Raw genomic sequence first — 24000 nt, forward strand, 5'->3', positions numbered from 1 at the left:
ATGGGTCGTTTTTTTATACTTATAGTTTTCCTAGTCTTTGCATAACAAATAAGATAATAATTGGCACAGCTAATAATATTATCATTAAAAAATTCTCTTGAAAAAGCCATGGTGCCATAATTAATGTTATAAAATATCCCCCAACTGCACCTCCAAAATGTGCATCATGACCAATATTACCAACACTATTTTTCATTCCAAAAATAGAATATAATAGATAACCAATCCCAAAAATATAAGCCGGAATAGGAATAGGAATAAACATAAGATATAAACTCATATCAGGTCTGAACAAAATTCCCGCATAGATAATCCCTGAAACAGCGCCACTCGCCCCTACGGCACTATAATGATACTCATCTTTATGAAAGTACAATGAAAATAAATTCCCCATTAACAAGCTTCCAAAATACAAAATCAAAAATTTTACATTTCCTAAAAAACCTAGAACAACAGGTGCAAAGAAATATAAAGTAAGCATGTTAAAAAACAAATGCATCATATCTACATGCAAAAAACCAGAAGTTAACATTCTGACCTGCTCTCCTCTACGAACCCCTCCTATATTAAATTTAAATTTTTCGAAAAAAGAAAAGTCATTAAACCCTTTTAACGACATTAAAATATTAGCACCAATAATTACTATAATTACTATATCAAGATCAAGTTTTCCCATACGGAACAATAATTTTATTCAAATATACCACATATTTTGTCCTCTCAAAACCCATTTTAATTTTGTTAAAGAAGTACTTTATCCAATAATATAATGGAGTTATACTACGGTTTATGGGTCTTTGATTTTTTTAGATTTCATAAAATACCCTTATTTTTACAATCAAATTTTTCTTTATACATGCACTTACTTATTTATAGAGTTGTCTACCCCATTTTGTGGTGTATTTCTAAACTACCATGGGGGTTATTTTATGCGTTTTCTACTGGTATTTATTACTTTGTATATTACATTATCGGGTACAGAAAAAAAGCAGTGAAGGAGAATCTGGAGTTGGTTTTCCCCCAGAAAACACCTAAAGAAATTAAGAAGATTAGAAAAGGTTTTTATAAGCACATGTGTGATATGTTTTTAGAGATGATAAAGTCTATTTCTATCTCTAATGAAGAAATGATCAAACGATTTAAAGTCACTAATCTTGACGATTTAAAGAACCTAGAAGCTAAAGGAAAAAGTATGATGGTTTTTATGGCACATTATGCAAGTTATGAATGGTCTAATGTTGTTGATATACAAACAAAAATACAAGCAGTTGGTATCTACAAGCCTTTAGGTAATATATATTTTGATCGATTAGTTCAAAGAATCCGTGCTCGTTTTGGTTCGCGTCTTATACCTAACAGAAATGCCATGAAAGAAATTACTAAAGATCAGAAAAAAGATGGAGTATATATGTACGGTTTGGTTTCTGATCAATCTCCAAAGTTACATAGATCACAATATTGGACTGATTTTATGGGCATTAAAGTACCCACTTTTGTAGGAGCAGAAGTATTAGCCAAAAGATTAGATCTAAATGTATTTTACCTAAAAGTGAGCAAAATTAAAAGAGGTTATTACGAAGCTACATTTGTCCCCATTACAGATGATCCTAAAAGTTGTGAGGATTATGCCATTGTTAAAGACTATTTAAGAATGTTAGAAGAACAGATCTATAAAGAACCTCAGTATTATTTATGGACCCATAAACGTTGGAAACATCGTAATGCAGAGAAACCAAAAGGCGCAACAGTAGATTAAAGAGTTTATTTACTTATTAATGGTAAATAAGTTTACCTTTGTCCGCTAATCTTCAATTCATGCACTTACTTATATATAGGTTAGCCTATCCAATTATATTAGGAATTTCTAAACTACCATGGAGAATTTTTTATGCCTTTTCTACTTTTGTATATTTAATTGTCTACTATATTATTAGGTATAGAAGAACTACAGTTACGGAAAACTTAACCCTTGTTTTTCCTGAAAAAACTAAAAAAGAAATACAAATAATACGAAAAGCATTTTATAAGCATATGTGTGATATGTTTTTAGAAATGACTAAGTCATTATCTATTAGCCGCGAAGAATTAATAAAACGATATAAGGTCGTTAATCTTGATGAGTTTCATGAGTTTGAAAAAAAGAATAAGAGTATTATCACATTAATGGGACATTATGGTAGTTTTGAATGGTCTAATGCGGTAGATCTCGTATCATTAAATCCTTGTGTTGGCATCTACAAACAAATTAAAAACAAACATTTTGATAAGTTAGCTCATCGCATTCGAGGACGTTTTAACTCAAGATTAATTGCTAGTCATAAAGTTGCCCGACAAATAATTAAAGACAAACAAGACGGCACTGTATGCGGATATGGTATGATTTCTGACCAATCTCCTAAAATTTCTAATGCAAAATATTGGACTGATTTTATGGGAATCAAAGTACCTATTTTTATGGGGGGTGAATTTTTAGCGCAACGTCTTGATGTTATTGTTCTATATCTTCATGTCGAAAAAGTGAAACGAGGACATTATGAAGTGCGATTTATACCTATCTCAGAAAATAGTAAAGAAGAAGAAAAGTACTTTGTTATAAAACAATATCTACGTTTACTGGAAAAGCAAATCCATAAAAACCCAGAATATTACCTTTGGACTCATAAACGTTGGAAACATAGAAATGGACCAATTCCAGAAGGTGCTGTTGTTGATTAATACAAGTAAAAATAATCTAGAATCGAAATCACAAGAAAGGATTTACCATTCGATGATTACTTTTACTCGTATAAGTTATTAATATTTCCTAGAAACTATATTTTAATCGTGCTTGAATCCTGTTATTATCTTGATAATTACCGAAAAAAGTATTGTCCTTACCGCCAAAAAAATCGCCTATCACGCTTAAGTTAACACCACTACTTAAATTATAACGCAATTCTGATTGAACATAGGTATTGTCTACTTTGATATCATGTATACCTTGAACAATAAATTTTGCATCATTATTGATTTCATATTCTGCTCTTGCTACAAAAGATTCTTGAAAAATATTATTAAGATTTGTGTTTGGTGCATCTTCACCACTTTCTATAATCTGATGTACCCATTGCGCAATTACAAATAAATTATTCTCGCCGATAATATCAGTAAATGTTCTATCTAATCCTATAACATACTGGTAAAAAGAATCATCTATAAAAGGATTGGTACCATCCTGATCTTCAGTTCTAAAATAAGCTGCTTCTCCACGTAAACCAAAACTACCCAAAGCTGTAGAAAAATCTGCCCCAAACACTTGTAGCCGTTCAATTTCTGGAGTAATCAAAACATTTGTTAGTCCGTTTTGATCTTGTGAAAGTTGTCGATTAAAAGATGGTAAATCATCATAACCATTAAAATAACTAACAGAAAAATCCCATCCTTTAATTGTTGTACTTACTTTTAAAGCAAATTGAGCACTTTCTATATCCTTTTGAGGTTCTTGCGTCTCTTGTAATACAAATTGAGCGGGAATTATTTCTCCAGTAGGAAGTGCAACCGTTGTGGGAAAATCTACAAACCATCTAGAGTTTGTACTAGGTATTTTACTAGACTGAAAAACGGGAATAAAAACCCCTTGAATAGTAATATCATCTATATAATACTTAGATGATATTGAATATACCCCTATACGTTCGTCATCGGTATCAATTATATCTGAAAAATCTATTGGATTAATATTATTAGTTGGGTTAATACCATCTGCCTCTCCCCAATTGATTATTTGTTTTCCGATTCTTACATCCATAGTTTTCATGTAAATATCGATATAAGCTTCATCAATAAAAACACGTTCACGATCTGCATCTGATATATCGTTTCTTACTTCGATACCGGTAAAAAAATGGTATTTATCATTAACACTACCGTCTAACTCTAATTGTAAAATACCTTGATTTCTAGAATTGACTTTGGTATCATATTCTTCTGTATTTTTAAAATAACTAATGTGATCTAATTCAACAAAACCACCGATGTTATACTTTTTCTCCTTTTGGGAAAATGTAGATTGTATGGCTGTTATTATCAACAAAAGACTAGCAAACTTAATTTTACAAAAACTGTTTCTTCTAGTATCTTTTGTATTGTTTCTATATAGTTGTCTACAACTCAAAATGACAATTGATTATAAGTTTATATTATTATGTATTTGATTATCCCTTTTTTGAGTTTTCTATGAATTCTAGTATTCAAGAATAGATATTCTCTAATTTGTTTCTTGTAAAATCACACAAATCAATCAGTACGTGGCTTTAAACAAATTATAAGAATACCTATTCTATTACTTTTTGGTTTTTTTAACTATAATTCCATAGGCAAATATTAAGGGTTATACAATAATTTTTCTAGTCGTAAGAGTACTCTTTCTCTAAGTTTCGTTTAGAAAACAAATCTGTTTCTACTCCAGTATTAATTTGAAAATTTGAAAATTTTAAAATGGTTTTATGATTCGTTTTAAGATTATTCATGCTTATCTCATATGCTCTGGATTTTTCATTATTAACTACCTTTTTAATATCACCAGTAGTTAGTGTTTTGAAATGAACTCCATTTTTATCATAGAAATTCACTTTAGCAATCACAAAATCTGATTTTCTAACATATATTTCTCTTTTTGAATATCCTGTTTCTTTGATTTTTGATTCTGAAACAGGTATTGCCTCTACTAAGAAGCAATCTTGACCATCTAAAGTTTCTTGTTTTACATTTGTATATTTAAAATCCTCAAGATCCTCTGTTGCCAAGTCTTCATATGTGAAATCAGATCCAACAAAATTATCTGTCTGATTGCTTGATGAGATTCTTCTGGTTTTACTTAAAGCTGGTAGATACAACCACTGATCATCATCTCTATCAGAGTACTCTATCGCTAAAAATGAAGTGCCTTTTACATCTGATGGAGATGTAAATCGTATAATCGATGAACGATTTCGAGCCTCATCACTTTTTGTTACTTGATTTATGGTTCTAACTCTAGTTTTTCCTTTCTTATTTACTAGAGTCATAGTGATATCTACTTTCTCGTCATCTGCAAAAACTTGTTTTTCATTTTTGGTCATAACCTCTAAACCTGTTTGCGCTGATAACACTGATACGTTAAGAGAAAATACAACTAGAATTGCTGATAGCTTTATTGCTTTAAAAATTTTCATTGTTTTAAGTATTTTATATTTTTTTAATTAGATTCTTCTGATAATGCCATTTCTTTTTTGATAATCTTTGGTGGTGTTTCTTCTTTTACCACAATCATTTTTTGCTGAAACAACGATTTAGGTTTAAAAATTCCTAGAAGTGAAGGAAACAATACTAAAGAACCAAAGGCCACTGTTATCATAGTTAATGATATCAACCATCCAAAATATTGTATAGGTAAAAATCCAGAGAAAATAAATACGATAAATCCAAGAATATTGGATACTACATCATAAATTATTGCTTTCCCAGAAGTTAGAATAGTTGTCTCGGTTGCCTTTTCTAAATTTCCGTTTGTAATCATCATTTCTTCTTTAAATCGCAATAAATAATGAATTGCAAAATCGATACCTATACCTATTCCTATTGCAGTTATAATAGCTGTACCAGTTTCTAATCGAATACCTAAAAAGCCCATAAAACCAAAAGTTAAAATACTAGATACTGTTAATGGAACAATACTTAGTAACCCAAGAGATATTGATCTTAATACGATAACACAAAACACTAAAACAATTAAAATGGCTAAGAAAATATTTTGAATTTTACCATTAACGATGTAGCGTATTTGAGCCAACCAGAACATTACTTCTCCTCCAAACTCAATATTTGCTTCTCCTTTAAAATTCTCATTAACATAGGTTTCAAACTTCTTATACAACGCTATATGTTCTTCTTGCTCTGATGTGGTCAAGAAAAGTTTGACTTTGGCTCTTTGATAATCATAATCTATAAGATCTCCAAAATCTCCTGGATCTCCTGACATGGAGTACAATAATAAGTACTGGGCGATCGTATTTTTTGAATCTGGAATGGTATTAAACTTAGGATCTGCATCGTTCATTTGTAGATTCATTCGCTTAATAATATCCGAAAACGAACTACTATAACCAATCCCTGGTTGAGACTCTGCAAATTTTTGAAAATTCGCTATCTTTTTTAAAAATGTTGGATCTTTAATCATATCAGCTTCTTTAGCTTCTATCATTATATCCATAGTACGAACTCCTCCTAGTTTGTCATTAAATTTATTGAACGTAGAACGTAAAACATGTTCTTTTGGAAAATACTTTATAAAATCGTTACCTACTCTAATTTTGCTAATCCCAATACCCGAAATAACAAATAGTAGTAATGTACAGATCAAAATTCTTACCCTATATTTTAAGGATACGGCGGCTACCCACAATAAAAATTTATTAAGAAGTACCTCTCTATTTTTTGTACTCTTCTTCTCTCCTTTTTTCTTTGACAATGCAAGTATTGCAGGAATAAATAAAATAGATACTAATAACGTAGAGATTATACCCAATGAAGTAATAATTCCAAATTCTTGTATAGAGGTGACTTTAAAAATTATTAGAGTAGCAGATCCTATTGCCGAGGTTATCCCTGTCATTAATACTGCTGGTCCTATTTTTTTTACCGTTTCTCTGGCTGCTACTTTTCTGTTCTCACTAGTTAAGATTTCTTCATAATATCGATGAAGAACATGAATACCATAAGAACTTGATATAGCAATCATAAGCATTGGTAATACCGAAGATACAACTGTAATAGGAAAACCAATATGTCCCATTAAACCCATTGTCCAAATTATACTTAAAACAACAACGACAAATGGCAGTATTACGCCTTTTGCAGAGCGAAACGAAATGAAATACCCAATAAGTACTAATAAAAGCCCTAAGGGTAAAAGAAGGTTTACATCATCTTGAATACCCGTATCAATTTCATGAGAATTTATGGGTGCACCGGCAAGATAAAATTTCTCTTGTCCTTCATGCTTTTTAATAATTTCAGAAATTTCATTATAAACTACAGTTTGATCATAATCCTCGTCAAGATTAGCTATTATAGATGTAAAAGTAGCATCTTCGGACACTAAGCGACCAATAACCAGTTCGTTAGAAAAAACTTCTTTTTTAAGTTCTAGAATTTCTTCTTTGGTCGCCGGAACTTCTTCCATTAATGGACCTACATCTAGCCCCCAATCTTTACCTTGTATGTTATTAATTGTCGATAAACTTGTGATTTCATCTCCAATAACACCTTGTACAGTTTCTATTTCCTGAGAGATATTAATGATTTTACTAAGTGTTTCTTTGTTAAAGATATTTTCGGTTTCTATACCAACTATTAAAACATCTTTTTTTCCAAAAACTTCTTCCAGATAATCATTTGTTTTTACAATTGGATCATCTTCTGGTAGTTCTGAGTCCTGATTATTCTTGGTTTCAAGTTTTGTAACTCCTGTTCCTAAGAGTACAGTAGTGACCAAAAGTCCAATAAGGACAATCCATGGTCTCTTATAAATAATATTAGCTATGAGTTTCATTTTAAAAAATAAAATTAGTTAGGGGTTATGATTCTTATACACTCATCATACTTTGAGAAATCAGTTTATTAAGATTTGTTCCATCTTTTTTCATGACTTTCTCTGTTGCTTTTTTAATAATTAGTAATGGTATGATCCCAAAATACTTTCCTGGATCCATTTCGAAATACCATTCAAATTTTGTTGCATTGCCGTTTTTTATAGATTCAAATCTTTGTTCTCCTTTCATAGGAAAAACTCCTTCAGTACTTGTATACTTTCTTAGATGATATGCTTCTGTTGTGATTTGCATAACAAAAGTTTCTTTTCTACCTAAAAAATCATATAGTAGTTTTAATTGATCATTTGCTAATTGTTCGACTTGTTTCACAGAAGAAACCCAATCGACTTCATTTCCTGAGTCATTTACAAATTCATAAACATCCTTGATGTTATGATCTAAATAAAATGTTTGCTTAATAGATATCATGATTTTGTGTTTTGTTATTTATTTTGATACTGTTATCAATGCTTATTTTATTGGTGTTTTTTAAATAAAAGGCTCATCAGAAAGCGTAAAATGATATTAATTAGTATTACTTGAATTAGCCAAAAAGTTATGATTATTACTTTCTGACGAGCTATTGTTTTTTTTATTTAGTTATTACCATTTATAGTAATACCGCCGTTTCAACTTCTTTATACTCTGCTAGTACCTTTTGAAGCGTTCCTGCTAGTACAATTGCATTTGGATTATACATCATAGTATTATGATTACCTGGTACATCGTAAACCTTAAGATCTTTAACTTCGCAACGATCCCACCCTAGGTTAATACCTATTTGTTCTATAAGTGGTTCATGTACTGCTCTTAATAAATTTATCCGTCCGTTGTATGGTTTAGCTTCGTATAGTGATAATGCGGTTCCATTAGAGATATACACATCAAGATATCGTCTCATTTGATCTTGATTAATATCATCTGTTACGATATGTTCATTTTTTGCACGAGATAGCACAAGTTCAAACATTTTATCTACAGATTCACATTCTCTTAACTCTTCTGGAGATATCGTAAGTGTTTTACCATATGGTAATGCAAGATCTCTTGCAAACCATGATAAAAGAATAGCATCATCAAACTCTTCTGCATCATCATACAATGGGGATCGTGTATCTAATAAGTTTAGTGTCCCAATCTGGTCTCCTTGTTCTTTTAACTGATGTGCAATTTCTGTAGCGATTAATCCTCCAAAACAATACCCAACTAAATGGTAGGGTCCTTCTTCCTGAACCGATTTAATGTTATCAATATAATCCGTTGCAATATCTTCTACTGTAATATGAGGTGTACCATCTTCGTATAAATAAGGCACTTGTAAACCATAAATTTCATATTCATCTTTAATAGATTCTACCATTGGTGAATAACAAAAAACGTTACCTCCTATTGGGTGAATACAAAATACTGGGTGTTTATCTGATTTTCCTTTTTGTAAACGTACAAGAGGTGAACCTTTGGCGATCTCTTTCTTTTCACGGATTATTTCACCTAATTTTTCGATTGTTGGGTATTGAAACAAAACAGAAATTGCAAAACTATCACCAAATAATAGTTTAATATCACTCATTATACTCACGGCTAACATTGAATGTCCTCCTAGTTGAAAAAAATCATCTTTCACACCGATAGGTGAAATTTTAAGAGTTTTTTCCCAAATCTTCTGTAATTCTAATTCAACTACATCTCGTGGTAAGATCAATTCAACATCATCTCTTTTAATTTCGGGCATAGGAAGTTTTCTGTAATCTATTTTTCCATTAATAGTAAGTGCAAATGATTCCATTTCCATAAAAATCGATGGTATCATGTAATCCGGTAATCTGTTTACTAAATAATTTCTCAAGTCCTTATCAGTAACTTCTTTCTCTTCTTCTATGCTGTAGTAAGCTACAATTCGTATATCATTATCATTTATATTTTTTGTTGTTACTACTGCATTTTTAATACTAGGATGTGCTGTTAATAATGTTTGGATTTCACCAAGTTCAATTCTGAAGCCTCGAATTTTTACTTGAGTATCTGCTCTTCCTATATACTTTAAATCTCCATTTTTATAAAGTTGTGCCAAATCTCCACTTTTATACAATCGTGCATTCGCATCAGTACTATAAGGGTCTTTTATAAACCTTTCTGCGGTGAGTTCTTCTCTATTTAGATATTTTACAGCTAATCCTTCTCCCCCAACATAAATCTCTCCTGTAACTCCGTATGGTACAGGGTTTAATTCACCATCTAATAAATGAATTTTCATATCAGTAATTGGCTGTCCTACCATACTTTTTGGTGATAATAGGTCTTCTTTTACTATTTCTCTATATGTTGTATGTACAGTAGTTTCTGTAATACCGTACATATTTATAAGCTTAGGGGATTGATCCCCGTGTCTTTCTACCCATGGCTTTAAGGCAGGTATATCTAAAGCTTCTCCCCCAAAAACAACATATGACAGTGATAAATCTTTTGGTGCTGCCAAAGATACTTCATACTCTATAAGTTGTTTAAATGCCGAAGGTGTTTGACTTAATACGGTTACTTTTTTATCTACAAGTAGATCATAAAACAACTCTGGTGTTCTGCTTACTTCATAAGAAACAACAGCTAGTTTACCGCCATATAATAGTGCTCCCCATATTTCCCAAACACTAACATCAAAAGCATAGGTATGAAACAAAGTCCATACATCGTTCTCACTAAATTTATACCAATGATCCGTAGCAGTAAAGAGACGTAATACATTATGGTGTGTATTTAATACTCCTTTTGGTTTTCCTGTAGAGCCAGATGTATAAATTACATATGCTAATTCATCTTTTCCTGTAACCAGATCTAAATTTTCATCTGAATTGGTTTCTATTAATGGCCAATCCATGTCTAAATCAACTATTTCAATTTGATCATCTACTATTGCTATTTTTTCTTTTCCTTGCGTTATTATTATAGGAGTCTTAGCATCATCAATAATTAGTTCTAATCGTTCTTTTGGGTTTTTAGGGTCTAATGGAACGTATGCTCCGCCAGATTTTAAAATCCCCATTATTCCTACAAGTACTTCGATAGATCTATCCACACAAAGTCCTATTAATGTCCCTTTTTTAGCTCCCAGGCTTTTTAAATGATGAGCAAGAGCATTTGCTTTTTTATTTAATTCATCATAGGTTATTTCGGTATTGTCATACACTGCGGCAATGGCATTTGGGTTTTTAACAACCATTGCTTCAAATCCTTGATGTAACGTATTAAACTTAGGAAACTCTTGTGGTTTTTCCTGCCAAATATTTAGGATCTCTTCTTGTTCGGCATCCTGTAATATTGGGAGTTTAGCTATAGATAATTCTGGATTTTTTACTATCGATCGTAGTAGGTTTTTAAAATGTTGGATTACCTGAACCACAGTTTCACTAGATAATAAATCTGTATTATATTTAAATAATCCATGTAATTCTCCATCGACTTCATTCCCCATTTCAAGACTTATCTCAAACTGTCCTTCTTGTTGATCAACATCAAACAACTCTATATCTAATAACGAATCTTGACTTGTTCCTAAAGATGCCATAACATCATCTAAAACAGGTAATCTCTCCCAAGCAAATGCGGTCTGAATTAAAGGAGATCTTGCAGGATCTCTATCAGGAAGTAGTTCCTTTACAAGTTCTGAAAAAGGATATTCCTGATGTTTCATCCCATCGATTATATCCTTACGAATATCTTTTACAAAATCAGAAAAGTTTCTAGATGTATCTAAAGAAGATCTTAATACAATGGTGTTTACAAAATTACCTATGATATTTCTTGTTTCTTTTTTACCTCTACCAGCAACAGGAACTCCTATTAAAATATCTTCTTGATTTGTGTAGCGCTGTAAAAGAATTCTGTATGCTCCTAATAACAACATGTAAAGCGTTACACTTTCTTGTTTAGCCAACTCTACAAGCTCATTGCTTAATTCTTGGTCTAAAGAAAATCGTTCTACTTTGCCATTATAAGTTAATAATTTTGGCCTCACTTTGTCTATTGGAAAGTCTAATACCGGCAATTCTCCCGATAATTTTTCTTTCCAATAGGTTAATAAACTATCTCCTTTTTCAGAAAACAAGAGTGCTTTTTGATCATTTACATGGTTTCTGAAATTAGCTGTTATTGGTTTTAATTGTGGAGTCTCATTAGTCTTAAATGCCGTATACATTAATCTTAGCTCATTAAGTAATATAGCCAATCCCCATAGATCAATAGCGATATGATGTGCCGTTACCACCAATATATGCTGTTGATCATTTTTTTGATATAAATTTGCTCTAATTAACCTATCTGTACTAAGATTAAATGGTTTTTTTGTATCCTTATCAATACATTTTACTATTTCTTCTATATCAGACACACCTGTATTTAATTGAATATCAAACCCTTTAACAATATTTTTTTCAAAATTTTGATACGGTTTACCTTCAATTGTTTCAAATGTTGTGTTTAAAACATCATGACGTTCAATTAAAAAATTAAATGTACGTTCAAGAGTTTGAATATCTAGATGTCCTTCTATTTTCCCACCAAAAACGACATTATAAGCCGAAATATCTGGGTCTAGTTGTTGTAAAAACCACAATCCTTCTTGTTCTTTGGATAGTGGATATGATTGAGATGTATTTTGATCTATGTTAAAATCAGTTTTCATTATTTTTTAGTTTTAAGAATATGGTAAGCCTTAAGAATAAAAAAGAAAATATATACTAGTTGTTTTGGTTACTTTCTTAAATTCTTAATAATTGGTTATGGTGTTTCTTATTAAATTTTATCTTTAAGAAACGACATAATTGCATCTATTGTTGGATAATCCCATAGTGTAGTAGAAGGTAATTCTATATTAAGTTTTTCTTCTATATCTCCAGAAATCATAATAGCACTCATAGAGTCTAAACCATATAGCACCAGTTCTTCATGAACAGAAATCTTTTCACTATCCATACTTAAATGTTCTGCCACTTTATTGATTAACCAATTTTCCATTTCAATTATAGAAGTATTTTTTGCCCCCACTTCTATAGTTTCAGTTTTTTCTGACATTTTTTTTGTTTTTAATTAATTTGAAAGTTGAAAAGGTGTTATAGAAAATAACTTACCTTCTTGATGTAATTCTAATAAATGTTTTGCTGTATTTTCTAGATATTCTTTATCTAGTTCTTTCTTATAAATTGTAAAAGAGTCCAGAGTTCTCTGTAAAGCAAGGACCAGCCATTCACCTTTTGCAAAATATGGTCCTAATTCTTCTTGATTATATATCCACATAAATACTGAGGTAGCCGCTGTATGCAATTGACAATAATCCTGAGCAAGATCAAAATATTCGGTTTCAAGATTGTGTCCTGATTCTACTACAGGTAATTTATCTACTTTATTCTCAAGATCCATTAAATTACTAATAAGATCTATTGTTAAGTTAAGGATTTCGGATAATGTCTTAGGAGAAACATTACTTTTTCCTTTTAAGTTTCCTAATTTAGAAAGCGCAAACTCTATACCTTGTAGCACTATATTATTTCCTTTGCTAAAAAGGTCTAGTTTATCAAAATTGATATTGCTAACATCTTTATTTAGAGAAAAAATCTTTTCTAATTTCTCTTCTAAATCTATACCTCTACTTTTTGCTCTCTTTTTTGCTAAAAATTTAAGTTGAAGTGATAAAGAATGCTTGTTAATAATTGTACTACCATCAAATAAGCTAATAATAGAGTTGTCTCTCATCATTTTTTGAAAAACGCCATAGTCATGATCATTCCTAAAGTAAAATCTTGACCCTAAAATAACAGATAATTCTTGTATACTTTGTTCTACTTTTTGTGGTATATAATTTTTTACAATTGCTGACCACACGCTAAATTGAGAAGTTATCTCATGTAACCCTCTTGATGAAGCAATAGCTAGACAATCACAACTTAAAATATCAATAAATGATTTGGCTAATGTATGTCTTGAATGTTGTATATCAAAAACAGTTTTTCCGTATAATTGTCTTTTTAAGACAAAATTCAGTGTAGTTCTTAATGCCGTATCAGCTGCACCAAGAGATAAACCGGCACAAAGAGTTCTTGTTATTTGAAATCCTTTTAATGTTATTTCAAGACCTGCACCTTCTTTTCCAACAAGTGCATTTTTTGGTAGTACTGCATTATCGAATACAATACCACTTATATCACATCCTTTAATGCCAAGTGTATTGATCTTTGGACGATACGAAAAGGTATCAGGTGTTAGTTTTTCTTTATCTACCATTAAAATAGATAAGCTTCTTGAATCTTTCTTATCATTAGTTTTTGCTAAAACACATAAGATATCGGTCAATGTAGCTTTATTAATTGGCCATTTTTCTCCTGTCAAATGATACACTTCATCATCTGACTGCACTGCATATACCCCATTCGAATTAAGATCACTTCCATGAGATCTTTCTGTTACTGCAAGGCAAGCAGATCTACTATTTCTTATCGCTTCGGCTAACTCTTCTTTTTGTTCTTCTGATCCAGCAATCCAAACTGGAAGTGATCCTAAGAGCGTATGCGCATCGGTAATCGAAATAGATAAGTCTCTTCTAGAAATCATTCTTGTAAGAAATAATAACTCTTCGAAAGATTTTAGTTTTCCACCAAATTCTTCGGGAATATAATATTCATTATATCTCCACTTATGTAATTCTTTAATTTCTTGATGAGGAAATATTTCATTTTCATCAAGTTCGGCTGATTTTTTAAATGAAATTGCTGATGATTCATCAAAAGGGCTCTCTAGAAATTGTTCCAACTCTTCTACAATAGCAAGTCTATCAAAAATTATTGATTTTTGTATTTTAATTATATCTACAGACATATTCTTTCTTAATTTAGTTAGATAATCAATCAAACATTCATCAATACATTAACCGGGTATCATTTATGAATACCTATTTTGTCAATGTTTATGAAGTTTAAAAATAAATCGAATTAATCTTACGTATTTGGTACGATTAATTAGTTATTAGCATACTAAAGTTGCTTTTACGGGCTGTAAGTTATTTTTTAAATACATATCTTTTGAAGCCAATCTTTGTAATTTTCCACTGGTAGTTTTAGGAAACGAAGATGGCTCTATTAATACAACATCTTTTACCTGTACTTGGTATTCTTTAGACACTGCCATACATATCGCATTTGTAACTTCGTCTACATCAACTTTTCTTCTAAATTCTCGCTTCACTTCTTGCACAACAATAAGCGCTTCTCCATCTTCATTTTCTATTGCAAAAGCAGAGCCACATCCTGGTCTTAATGATTCATGAGTTTTTTGTACTGTATGTTCTATATCTTGAGGGTAATAATTTTTACCTCGAATAATTATCAAATCTTTATGTCTTCCTGAAATATATAAATTTTCATCTATCATAAACCCAAGATCTCCAGTTCTAAAAAATGGTCCTTCACCAGTATCTTTTACAAACGCATGAAACATTTCTTCTGTTAAATCTTCTTTTCCCCAATATCCTACAGCTACACTTGGGCTTTTAATCCAGATTTCCCCAATAGTTAAATCATCAGATAATGTTAGCGTTTCAGGATCTACTATTCTTATTTCATGACCATCTTCTTTGGTACCGCATGACACAAAAGATAAGCTTTCATCATTATTATCTTTATCAAGAACTTTTACTATTTGATCTTTTAAAACCTCTTTGTCTACACTAATAATTTTTGGATTTACTTGTGTTTTTCCTGAAGAAACTAATAGTGTTGCTTCTGCAAGACCATATACTGGAAAAAATGACTCTGGTTTAAAATTAGATGCCTTAAACTTTTCATTAAAATCAATTAATGTATTTTCTCTCACCGGTTCTGCTCCACTAAAAGCCACTTTCCAGTTACTTAAATCTAATAACTCTAATTTATCATCGGTTATTTTTCTTGTACATAATTGGTATGCAAAATCTGGAGCACCACTTATTACACCTCCTTTTTCTTTTCTTTTAGATATTTCTTCTAACCATATAAAAGGATTTTTAAGAAATGTCATCGGTGCCATAGACGTTAATCCAATACCGCTATATAGCGGTTGCAATATACCTCCTATTAATCCCATATCATGATAAGGAGGTAACCAACTTACCATATATGTATCTGGATAAAACCCAAACGATTCTCGAGCTACCTCTAAATTATCAAGAAGATTTTCATTGTTCAAAATAACTCCTTTAGGGTTTCCAGTCGAACCAGATGTATACTGTAAAAAAACAATATCATTTGGAGTTAATTCATTTGTATCATATGCTATTGTACTAGAAGAATCTATTAAATCGGTGGCTATCCAACCTATGTTATTTAAACAGTCCATTCCTTCTTTTCTGTTGTCATTAGAAATGTTTTTTCCAACCAGTGAATTTACATATTCTATAACAGGAGATGTACTTAACGCATATTTTGCTTCAGAATCCTTAATAATCATTAACAATCTTTCTGTATTTCTGCTATCTGGCGGATAAGCTGGTACAGGAATTACACCTGCATAAAGACATCCAAAAAAAGTACTTATATATTCTAGTCCAGGAGGATAAAGTAAAAGAGCTCTATCTCCAAAACTTAATTTTTGTTTAAGTTGCTTTGCTATAGCTTTTGCCCTATTTGACAATTCACCATACGTGATTTCTTCTTTCTTGTCTTTTGATTGTAAAAAAGTAATAGCTACTTTGTTCGCTTCGATTTCACCCCTACAGTACAAGATCTCTGCGATTGATTTAAAATTTTTTGTTTCCATTTAAAAGGTTTTAAGAGTATTAATTTTCTTTAATAAATCGACCTTCTCATATTATAAGAATATATTCCTGTTTATTCTGATGAACTCATTTATACCCCAAGTATAAATTGTTTTCAATACAAAAAGATCAACTATCATTTTTTAATTACGAGATAAAATTAAATATTATTTAAGTCATAACTATTTCATTGCATTTCACTAGGCTACTTAAAAATGCTCTAATTGATTGTTATTACATAGGTTCACATAAATTATATTTTAAAATAAAATAATATATTTCTGTTTTAAAACTCTAGAATTAGCCAACTATTTAACTAATAAGTAAGATCACAAAAAGTGATTTAATTATTAATTATTGACATTATTCCAGCGTTTCTCTATTTTTCAAAACTAAACAGGTTTAGCTTTAAAAATTTAAATAAATTTACTCTTATGACGACTATATATGAGGGGATATTTGTACTTTATTACACTGCAAATATGAATAATTAAAATTTAACGAAATGCAACTGGGCTTTTAAATAAACGTTAAATAAACATAATTGATTTATTATATCTTTTAAATTATAAATTCGAAATTTTCATAAGGAATATTTGAATTTAAATTTATGTATATAGTTACGTATTACAAAAAATACAAACTGTACTTACATCATTTTAAAGATAATAGTGTTATTAAAGACTATTATTTGGGGGCTCAAAAATAGATAATATTGATAAATTCTAGACATAACTAAGGTCTACAATAAGTAGACTTGAAATAATAAATTGTTAAAAAAGGTAAACAGTAGGTAGACAACTAATAAATAACACACTGAAATCAAGTTATTTGAAATTATTAGTGTTTTTTTAATTCTTTAGTATGTAGTATTTCTAATTCTAATTTATTTATCTGCTTTTTTAGCAATTTTAATGAATTCTTATCTCTGTTCTTAATAAGTGAATTAACAGCTGATAATATTTTACCTTTAATCAAATTAAGTCTACTGTCTTGATCTAAGAATAATGTATCGACACCATTGACCAATTCATATGAAGATGAAGTATCGATTTTATCAAATTCGGAAATGCTTTTTTTTCTTTCTAAATCTTCTTTAGTAATTTTAATTTTGTGTCTTAAATCTGATTCATTAACAATAATCCAATCGTCAACAGATTGGGCTTGTAATAATACCGCTAGGTCAGATTTTTTCATTCTGATCTCACCCATCAATATTTGTAGTTTGAGTTTAGGGTTTGTATCCCCTATTAAATTAAGAGCCATGGTATATTTTTCATCGCGTTTAATTGTACTTTCGCTAACATTAAATTCTTTAGACAATAATTTTGAAGTCGAAAGTTCAATTTGACCCTTTGATTCTACATTTGCATATCCTCCTCTACTTTTTTTGGTAAAACAATATTTTAAGCCTCTATAATAACTTAACTGATCTGGGTTAAGGTTTCTTCTACCAAGTTGATTATTAAGCATCCAAAATTTGACATCTTCAATGCTAGAAAAAATCATTTTTTTAGTCTTATACTTAATATTATGGTCGGTACAAATTTGATACCTGTTATGCCCATCGATAAGAATAAGGTCATCATCTTTTTCCCATACCAACAAAGCTTCTCTACATCCTTCAGAAATTATACTTTCACTCAATAAATGATATTCTTCTTTGGATAAGGGAACAATATGTTCTTTTAATTCTTGTATGATCCTTATTTTTTTCATGGTAATAGACTAACTGTTTTTAGAGGTTTTCAAATATACGAAATTCATCATGTACAAAATACACTTCTATTTGATCCAAAACAAAAAAAGACATTTCTAATGCCAAGAGTATGAAGCTAAAAATATTTTAGAAAAGAGAATGATGTTTAGAATTATTCATAAAACAAATTCATAAATACAAGTAAAAAACAATACTATTGAAATAAAAAACAGTCCATTCATTTATGTAACTAATAGAAATGAATGGACTGTTTGCTATATTTTACCTAATATACGGTAAAGTACTACAGTTTAAATACCCGCAATATTCTTTAACGTAGTAATAGTTTCTGCTGCAAGTTGATCTGCTTTTTCTTGACTCAATGCTTCAGTATAAATTCTAATGATAGGTTCTGTATTACTCTTACGCAAGTGTACCCAACAATCAGAGAAATCTACTTTAACTCCGTCAACAGTAGAAACTTCTTCTGTCTTATTTTTTTCATGAAAACCTTCTAAAATTGCATCTACATCTAATCCAGGTGTAAGTTGCACTTTATTTTTACTCATGAAATAAGATGGATAACTATTTCTTAATTCACTTACCTTGCACTTTTTCTCTGCCAAATGTGTTAAAAATAATGCGACTCCTACGAGAGAGTCTCTTCCGTAATGGGATTCTGGATAAATAATCCCTCCATTACCTTCTCCCCCTATGATCGCTTTATTTGCTTTCATTTTTTCTACTACATTTACTTCTCCAACGGCACTTGCTTCATAAACTCCATTATGTTTTTGAGTGACATCTCTTAATGCCCTGCTCGAAGATAAGTTAGAAACAGTATTTCCTGGAGTTTTTCCTAGTACAAAATCAGCACAAGCTACTAAAGTATATTCTTCTCCAAACATCTCACCATCTTCACTCATAAATGCTAATCTGTCTACATCTGGATCTACTGTTAAACCGAAATCTGCTTTTTCTTTTACCACTAGTTCAGACAAATCGGTAAGATGTTCCTTTAGGGGCTCTGGATTATGCGGAAAATGACCTGTTGGGTCGCAATACAATTCAACTACGTCAACCCCCATTTTTTTAAGTAATTTAGGGATTGCGATTCCTCCTGTAGAATTAACTGCATCTACAACTACTTTAAAACCTGCATTTTTAACAACATCTACATCCACAAGAGATAAGTTTAAAACTTCATCTACGTGTTTGTCTATATAGGTGTCATTTATAGTAATACTTCCCAAGTCATCGACTTCAGCAAATGTATATGCATCGTTTTCTGCTATTTCAAGGATTTTCTTTCCATTCTCTGCATTCAAAAACTCTCCTTTATTATTCAAAAGTTTCAAAGCATTCCATTGTTTTGGATTGTGACTAGCGGTAAGAATAATTCCTCCGTCGGCTTTTTCTAAAGTAACTGCAACTTCTACCGTTGGCGTTGTAGAAAGTCCAAGATCAATTACATTTATCCCCAACCCAATTAGGCTATTCATAACTAATTGTTGTACCATCGAACCAGAAATTCGGGCATCTCTACCAACTACTACAGTAGGATGGTCACTATTTGTATCTGTTTTTAACCAACTACCATAAGCGGAAGCAAATTTAACCGTATCTATAGGTGTTAAATTTTCACCTACAGATCCTCCAATTGTACCTCTAATTCCTGAAATTGATTTTATTAATGTCATATATATCTTCCTTGATTTGTTTCAATTTTAAACAAATGTACAAGATACAATGAACTGGTACAATTTAATGTACTATAAAATCTTGAAAAGAAAGAGGTTCTTTTTTAAGCTTTTACATCGCTTGTAATGTATTTCTTACTACTTCAATATTGCCTCTATCTGCAACGGTAACATAAAACAATTTAAAATCATTACTAAACGTAATATTTGTTGGTTTTTTTCCTTTAAGTCTAAATTCTTTTAGTAAATCTCCTTCTTCAGATAATACGACAACAGTACCTTTTTCATAACGACATATATAAAGATTTCCTGTTTCATCACATCTCATTCCGTCTAAACCATACTTATTAAATGAAAAGAATAATTTTTTATTTGATAACCTACCTCTTTCATTTATATCGTAAACCCATACTTTTCTTTGAACAGATTCATTCACATAAAGCTTTTCTCCATCTGGACTCATTGCTATTCCATTAGTTGTGCCCATATTTCCTTCGAGCAATTCGAATCCTTTTTCTTTAGTTACTTTCCAAAGATTCCCAGTATTATTAGACCAATTAGGATCACTGGCATAAATAACATTATTGTTTCCTATTGCTATATCGTTGGGTTGATTAGCACTAGAATCATGTGCAAAAACGTCTATTACTTTCGTTTTCATATCAACCTTTAATACATTGTGATTTTTGTAATCTGCGATATACATGTCTCCTTTACTTCCAAATCGTATTCCGTTTCCTATACTTCCGTTAGGGAGTTCTAAAAAAATAGAAGTTATTCCGTTTGGTGTTACTTTTCCTATAGTTCCTTCCGTATCAAAATTAACAGCATAAATGTTTCCTGAATCATCTGTAGCTGGTCCTTCAATTCCACTCGTGAATGTTCCCTCATCTGTAAAGTCCGAACTTTCATTAATTACAGTATACGAATACAAAAAGAGACATAACATAAAAACCAACAACATATATTTTACAACAATAACATTTACAACTACTTGAAGTACATATACAAGATGACAATATCTAATTTTTGTCATGCTAGCGTATAAATAAGATTATGTTTCATACATTTTTCAGTTATCCTCTCAAAAATAGAATCTTAAACCACGAAAAACATTTTTTTTATATCAATGACTGTAATAGAACTATAAACAGCAATAAAGTAGAATGTATAATTAAAAAAACTCGTATTTTAACACAATGAATTTTTTAGCCCATATCTATCTTTCTGGTGATGATCCAGAACTTAAAATAGGCAATTTTATAGCCGATTCTGTAAAAGGAAAAAAGTATCTAGACTATCCTGAACGCATTAGTCAAGGCATCACATTACATCGTAAAATTGACTTTTATACAGATACAAATGCTATTGTACGACAAAGTGTATCAAGGTTATTCCCAAAATACGGCCACTACAGTTCTGTAATTGTTGATATCCTTTATGATCATTTTTTGGCTGCAAATTGGAGTGAGTATTCCAACATTCCGCTTAAAGAATATACTTTAGGTTTTTATAAGCTATTAGAAGAAAACTATGATATTTTACCTAAACGAATTCAAAATTTTCTTCCCTATATGATCCAAGATAATTGGTTACTTAGTTATGCAACAGTTTCGGGAATTGGAGATGTATTGGCTGGCATGAATAGAAGGACAAAAAATAAATCTAAGATGCATCTAGCTGTTGTAGAACTCGAAAGTTATTATGAGGACTTTAATTCAGAATTTCATTCTTTTTTTAAGCAGCTTGAACACTACACCAAAGACGAAATGTCAAAACTTTAATTCTCTATACAAATGAAATATACAGTCTATTTCTTACTTACTATTTTACTCTTTATTTCCTGTAAAAAAACTCCTGAAAAAGCACTTTCTACCTACACACCATTACGTGGTAATATCACACAGAAAGCTATGGTAGTATCTGCACGAGAAGAAGCATCTAAGATTGGGACCGAGATTATGAAAAAAGGAGGCAATGCTTTTGATGCCATGGTTGCAACAGAAATGGCACTTGCGGTTGCATACCCCTTTGCTGGTAGCCTAGGTGGTGGTGGTTTTATGGTGTATCGCAAAGCAGATGGAGAAACTGGAGCATTAGATTACAGAGAAAAAGCACCTCTAGCAGCTACAAAAGACATGTATCTGGATGAAAATGGTGAAGTTGTTTCTGAAAAAAGTCAGGTAGGTGCTTTAGCCATTGGGGTACCTGGAACAATTGCCGGAATTTTTGCGGTGCACAAAAAATTTGGAACATTACCTATAGAAGAAATTTTAACCCCAGTAGTTGCATTAGCAAACCGTGGTTTCGTTATCACCGAAAAGCAAAAACTACGTTTTGATCATTTTAAAGACCTTTTTATTGAAGTAAATAAAGATACTATACTGTTTGCGAATTCCTTTAATACAGGAGATACTTTAAAAAATAAACAACTCGCTATTACTTTAGAACGCATTATTAAAAATGGTGCATCTGAGTTTTATACAGGTGAAACTGGAAAAAAACTTGTAAATCGAGTACAGGAATATGGTGGGATTATCACCATGGAAGATTTAGCTAAATATGAAGCAAAATGGCGAGAACCAGTACGTTTTACGTATAACGACCTTTCTATTATATCTATGTCGCCTCCTTCTAGCGGAGGAGTTTGTCTCGCCCAAATCATGAAAATGATAGAACCGTATGATCTCTCCAAATACGGGCATAACCAAACAAAAACTATTCAGGTAATTACAGAAGCCGAACGCAGAGCTTATGCAGATCGTAGTTTTTATCTTGGTGATCCCGATTTTACTAAAATACCAATAGATACATTAATAGGAGAACCATATTTACAAGAACGAATGGCAGATTTTAGCTTTGAAAAAGCAACATTATCTTCTGCTATAAATTGCGGTATGATTCCTGGATATGAAAGCGATGAAACGACTCACTACTCTATTGTCGATCAATTTGGAAATGCTATTTCGGTTACTATAACACTTAACGGAGCTTATGGCTCAAAACTATATGCCCCAGAAATAGGAACCTTTCTAAATAATGAAATGGATGACTTTAGTGCCAAACCCGGAGTTCCTAATATGTTTGGGTTAATTGGTGCCGAAGCCAATGCTATAGCACCCGAAAAAAGAATGCTTAGCTCTATGACACCTACTATAGTTGAAAAAGAAGGAAAATTTTGGATGTCTGTAGGAACTCCAGGTGGTTCAACTATCATCACTTCTGTTTTACAAACCATACTTAATGTAAAAGAATTTGGTATGACGATGCAAGATGCCGTAAATGCACCTAGATTTCATCATCAATGGCTGCCAGATGTAGTTGTTTTTGAACCCAACTTATTTGATACTGCTATTCTGGACAGTTTAAGGCAAAAAGGATACAAAATTGATGAAGAAACCTCTAAAATTATTGGTAAGGTTGATGGCATTCTTGTATTACCCGATGGCACCCTAGAAGGAGGTGCAGATAGACGTGGTGATGATACAGCTGTTGGATTTTAAGATGATGAATTTTATTTCTGAGTTAATATTAAAATTTGAAAATAATGCAGATGCGGATACAGCTTTTGCTATGGAAAAATATTTGAAAAATATTTTCAAATTATATGGAGTAAAAGCTCCTATCAGAAAAGCAATTTTGAAAGAAACTATTACTAGTTTTAAAACTGAACTAACAAGAAAAAAAGTTATTGAGATAACAGAGATACTATACCAAAAACCCCAACGAGAATTACATTATTGCGCTATAGAACTTATAGATCGTTTTCTTAAAAAGAAGTATGAACTAACAGATATAGACTTTATTCAAAAATTAATCATAACAAACTCTTGGTGGGATTCTGTTGATTTTATTGCAAAACATATTTTAGGGAATTATCTTCTTCAGTTTCCAAATCAGGTCGCTATTGTAACTTCTCAATTTTCTTCTTCAAAGAATATGTGGTTAAACAGAAGTGCTATTTTATTTCAGCTTGGGTATAAGGAAAAGACTGATTCAAAATTGTTGTTTTCTCTATGTGATAACCACAAATATTCTAACGAATTTTTTATTAAAAAAGCAATTGGATGGGCACTACGGGAATATTCAAAAGTAAATCCTGAAGAGGTTCTTCAGTTCGTTTCGACTGCGGGACTTAAACCTTTATCAAATAAAGAAGCTTTAAAGAGGATTAAGTAAATAAAAAAATGCGCAGTAATACTGCGCATTTTTTAATCT

17 protein-coding genes are annotated in these 24000 nt (G+C 31.1%); 5 read left to right on the plus strand and 12 right to left on the minus strand.

Annotation, left to right across the window (positions count from 1 at the left end):
* Positions 1–19: 19 nt before the first annotated feature.
* On the minus strand, positions 20–676 hold the full coding sequence (locus AWE51_RS07430; RefSeq protein ID WP_066311696.1) for a rhomboid family intramembrane serine protease: 657 nt from the start codon (positions 674–676) through the stop codon (positions 20–22).
* A 180-nt stretch (positions 677–856) separates the two neighbouring features.
* Here AWE51_RS07430 and AWE51_RS07435 point away from each other — a divergent pair, with 180 nt between their 5' ends.
* Both AWE51_RS07435 and AWE51_RS07440 read left to right on the plus strand, forming a co-directional pair.
* A complete protein-coding gene (locus AWE51_RS07435) occupies positions 857–1756 on the plus strand; it encodes a lysophospholipid acyltransferase family protein (RefSeq protein WP_066311984.1) in 900 nt (299 codons plus the stop codon).
* 59 nt (positions 1757–1815) lie between these two features.
* On the plus strand, positions 1816–2715 hold the full coding sequence (locus tag AWE51_RS07440) for a lysophospholipid acyltransferase family protein (protein ID WP_066311699.1): 900 nt from the start codon (positions 1816–1818) through the stop codon (positions 2713–2715).
* 88 nt (positions 2716–2803) lie between these two features.
* Here the strand turns inward: AWE51_RS07440 and AWE51_RS07445 are convergent, their stop codons facing one another.
* The 11 genes from AWE51_RS07445 to AWE51_RS07495 form a co-directional block, all read right to left on the minus strand.
* On the minus strand, positions 2804–4153 hold the full coding sequence (locus AWE51_RS07445) for a DUF1302 family protein (protein WP_066311702.1): 1350 nt from the start codon (positions 4151–4153) through the stop codon (positions 2804–2806).
* A gap of 232 nt (positions 4154–4385) precedes the next feature.
* The gene (locus AWE51_RS07450) at positions 4386–5192 is read right to left on the minus strand and encodes an outer membrane lipoprotein-sorting protein (RefSeq protein ID WP_066311705.1); all 807 of its coding nucleotides are present in this window, start codon (positions 5190–5192) and stop codon (positions 4386–4388) included.
* 23 nt (positions 5193–5215) lie between these two features.
* Positions 5216–7570, minus strand: coding sequence for an efflux RND transporter permease subunit (locus AWE51_RS07455; RefSeq protein WP_066311708.1), 2355 nt, complete (start codon positions 7568–7570; stop codon positions 5216–5218).
* Positions 7571–7604: 34 nt separating this feature from the next.
* A complete protein-coding gene (locus tag AWE51_RS07460) occupies positions 7605–8039 on the minus strand; it encodes an SRPBCC family protein (protein ID WP_066311710.1) in 435 nt (144 codons plus the stop codon).
* Between the two features lie 181 nt (positions 8040–8220).
* Entirely contained in the window at positions 8221–12285 is a 4065-nt protein-coding gene (locus AWE51_RS07465) for a non-ribosomal peptide synthetase (protein WP_066311712.1), read from the minus strand.
* A 110-nt stretch (positions 12286–12395) separates the two neighbouring features.
* On the minus strand, positions 12396–12674 hold the full coding sequence (locus tag AWE51_RS07470; RefSeq protein WP_066311718.1) for an acyl carrier protein: 279 nt from the start codon (positions 12672–12674) through the stop codon (positions 12396–12398).
* 15 nt (positions 12675–12689) lie between these two features.
* The gene (locus tag AWE51_RS07475; RefSeq protein WP_066311719.1) at positions 12690–14471 is read right to left on the minus strand and encodes an acyl-CoA dehydrogenase family protein; all 1782 of its coding nucleotides are present in this window, start codon (positions 14469–14471) and stop codon (positions 12690–12692) included.
* 147 nt (positions 14472–14618) lie between these two features.
* Entirely contained in the window at positions 14619–16385 is a 1767-nt protein-coding gene (locus AWE51_RS07480; protein WP_066311721.1) for a fatty acyl-AMP ligase, read from the minus strand.
* An 838-nt stretch (positions 16386–17223) separates the two neighbouring features.
* On the minus strand, positions 17224–18102 hold the full coding sequence (locus tag AWE51_RS07485) for a ParB N-terminal domain-containing protein (protein WP_066311723.1): 879 nt from the start codon (positions 18100–18102) through the stop codon (positions 17224–17226).
* Between the two features lie 291 nt (positions 18103–18393).
* On the minus strand, positions 18394–19782 hold the full coding sequence (gene glmM, locus AWE51_RS07490) for a phosphoglucosamine mutase (protein WP_066311726.1): 1389 nt from the start codon (positions 19780–19782) through the stop codon (positions 18394–18396).
* Positions 19783–19894: 112 nt separating this feature from the next.
* Complete coding sequence (locus AWE51_RS07495) at positions 19895–20818, minus strand: SMP-30/gluconolactonase/LRE family protein (protein WP_232517356.1); 924 nt, start codon at positions 20816–20818, stop codon at positions 19895–19897.
* A 163-nt stretch (positions 20819–20981) separates the two neighbouring features.
* Here AWE51_RS07495 and AWE51_RS07500 point away from each other — a divergent pair, with 163 nt between their 5' ends.
* The 3 genes from AWE51_RS07500 to AWE51_RS07510 are packed head-to-tail and all read left to right on the plus strand — an operon-like array spanning position 20982 to position 23961.
* Entirely contained in the window at positions 20982–21566 is a 585-nt protein-coding gene (locus tag AWE51_RS07500) for an acyl carrier protein phosphodiesterase (RefSeq protein ID WP_066311728.1), read from the plus strand.
* Between the two features lie 12 nt (positions 21567–21578).
* On the plus strand, positions 21579–23285 hold the full coding sequence (ggt, locus tag AWE51_RS07505) for a gamma-glutamyltransferase (protein ID WP_066311736.1): 1707 nt from the start codon (positions 21579–21581) through the stop codon (positions 23283–23285).
* 1 nt (position 23286) lies between these two features.
* Positions 23287–23961, plus strand: a complete 675-nt coding sequence (locus tag AWE51_RS07510; RefSeq protein WP_066311989.1) for a DNA alkylation repair protein — start codon at positions 23287–23289, stop codon at positions 23959–23961.
* The last annotated feature ends 39 nt before the right edge of the window (positions 23962–24000 follow it).

The organism is Aquimarina aggregata (assembly GCF_001632745.1).
Classification (GTDB): Bacteria; Bacteroidota; Bacteroidia; order Flavobacteriales; family Flavobacteriaceae; genus Aquimarina; species Aquimarina aggregata.